This window comes from Azospirillum griseum, from assembly GCF_003966125.1.
Lineage (GTDB): Bacteria > Pseudomonadota > Alphaproteobacteria > Azospirillales > Azospirillaceae > Azospirillum > Azospirillum griseum.
Window position 1 is genome coordinate 3,933 of the sequence record NZ_RXMA01000064.1, and the last position, 1,653, is coordinate 5,585.

3 protein-coding genes are annotated in these 1,653 nt (G+C 67.8%); 2 read left to right on the forward strand and 1 reads right to left on the reverse strand.

Going from position 1 to position 1,653, the window contains the following annotated elements; translation table 11 throughout:
* Positions 1 to 871: transposase (locus tag EJ903_RS25840; protein WP_148105310.1), on the forward strand; the 871-nt coding region annotated here is incomplete at its 5' end.
* A gap of 97 nt (positions 872 to 968) precedes the next feature.
* On the opposite strand, the gene EJ903_RS27100 is transcribed toward EJ903_RS25840, so the two are convergent.
* Entirely contained in the window at positions 969 to 1,169 is a 201-nt protein-coding gene (locus EJ903_RS27100) for a hypothetical protein (protein WP_158628018.1), read from the reverse strand.
* Between the two features lie 145 nt (positions 1,170 to 1,314).
* On the opposite strand from EJ903_RS27100, the gene EJ903_RS27105 reads away from it, so the two are divergent.
* Complete coding sequence (locus tag EJ903_RS27105) at positions 1,315 to 1,560, forward strand: transposase (protein WP_158628019.1); 246 nt, start codon at positions 1,315 to 1,317, stop codon at positions 1,558 to 1,560.
* Positions 1,561 to 1,653: the final 93 nt, after the last annotated feature.

Below are 1,653 nucleotides of genomic sequence, written 5' to 3' on the forward strand. Positions count from 1 at the left end.
TCTGTCGGACGAGCAGGCGGAGTATCAGGTGCGCGACCGGCTGTCGTTCATGCGGTTCCTCGGTCTGGGGCTGGGCGACCGGGTTCCGGACCGCACGACGATCTGGCTGTTCCGTGAGGCGCTGGTGACGGCGGGTGCGATGGAAGGGCTGTCCGCCCGCTTCGACGCGGACCTGAAGGAGCGCGGCTACTTCGCGCTGGGTGGCCAGGTCGTCGACGCCTCCATCGTGGAAGCGCCCAGGCAGCGGCTGACCCGGGAGGAGAAGCGACAAATCCGTGACGGGGAAGACCCGCCCTGGCCACCGGCCAAGGCGCGACAGAAGGACACGCAAGCGCGCTGGACGGTGAAGCGGGGACGGGGCAAGGCGAAGCCGGGACCGGCGCTCGACGGTTCCGAGGCGCGCATGGTGGAAGGGCTGCTGATCCCGGCGTTCGGCTACAAGTCGCACATCAACATCGACCGCCGGTTCCGCTTGATCCGGCGCTTCCTCGTCACCGACGCAGCACGGCATGACGGCGCGCAACTGCCGGGCCTGCTCAATCCGGACGCCTTCGACAGCCGGGTGTGGGCGGACAGCGCCTACCGCTCGAAGGCCAACGAAGCGGCCATCGCGGCGGCGGGCCGCCGCAGCATGGTGCATTTCCGCAAGCCGAAGGGGCGGCCGATGCCGGAGCCGCACCAACGCGCCAACCGCGCCCGCTCGGCGGTGCGATCCGCCGTCGAGTATGTCTTCGCCGACCAGAAGCAGCGCATGGCGCTGTTCATCCGCACCATCGGCCTTGGACGCGCCACGGTGAAGATCGGCATCGCCAACCTCGCCTGCAATTTCCGACGCTTGATCTGGCTCGAGGGGCAAACTGTGCCCCTATAGCGCCAAAACCCCCGCATATTTCCACATTTCCAGACAAAATCAGGACATCAGCCCCCGAAAACCCTGATTTCCTACCGTTGTGACCCTCGCGGAAGCCTCAACAGGCCCTCAAAGCCGGTTTATCGAGGTGGTCAACCGGTTCCGGTGTCAGGGTCACTCTGGTGACGATGCGGCGAACCACCTCGGTCATCCGGGCGCCACCGTCCAGTGTCATCAGGTTGTCGACGACCAGGCGGTACGCCTTGGCCAAGGCCGCCGCGTCGGGCATCTTGGGCATCGGCGCCGTCGCCTGGGCCATCGCCGCCTTACCGTTTCCGCCTCCGCTTCCGTGGCGGTCGGCTTCGCCGTACGCCTCGGGTGAGTGCCGCCTTGGCAAAGTAGGGTCCGACGTCCGAGTTTTGCGTTGCGCATCATCGCGCGGCCGCAAACGAGTTGCAAACGTCATGGCTTATGAGCGGGTCGAGGTCTTGACGGGCCGGGAACGGCGGCGGAGTTGCACGCCGGCGGAGAAGGTGCGGATGGTGGAGGGGGCGTTTCGGCCCGGCGTGGTGGTGACGGAGTCGGCCCGTCGGTTGGGCGTGCACGAATGCCTGCTGTATCGCTGGCGGGACCTGATGAAGGTCGGCGGGACGTCCGTGGCCGAACCGCCCGGCTTCGTCGCGGGACCATCACGCCGGAGCCGAGCGTGATGGAGCCGCCGGTTGTGGCCCCCTCTGAGCCATTGCCGCTTGCGGCGGCGGCCATGAGCCCGGCGGCCGTCGTCGGTGCCCTGGCATGATCCC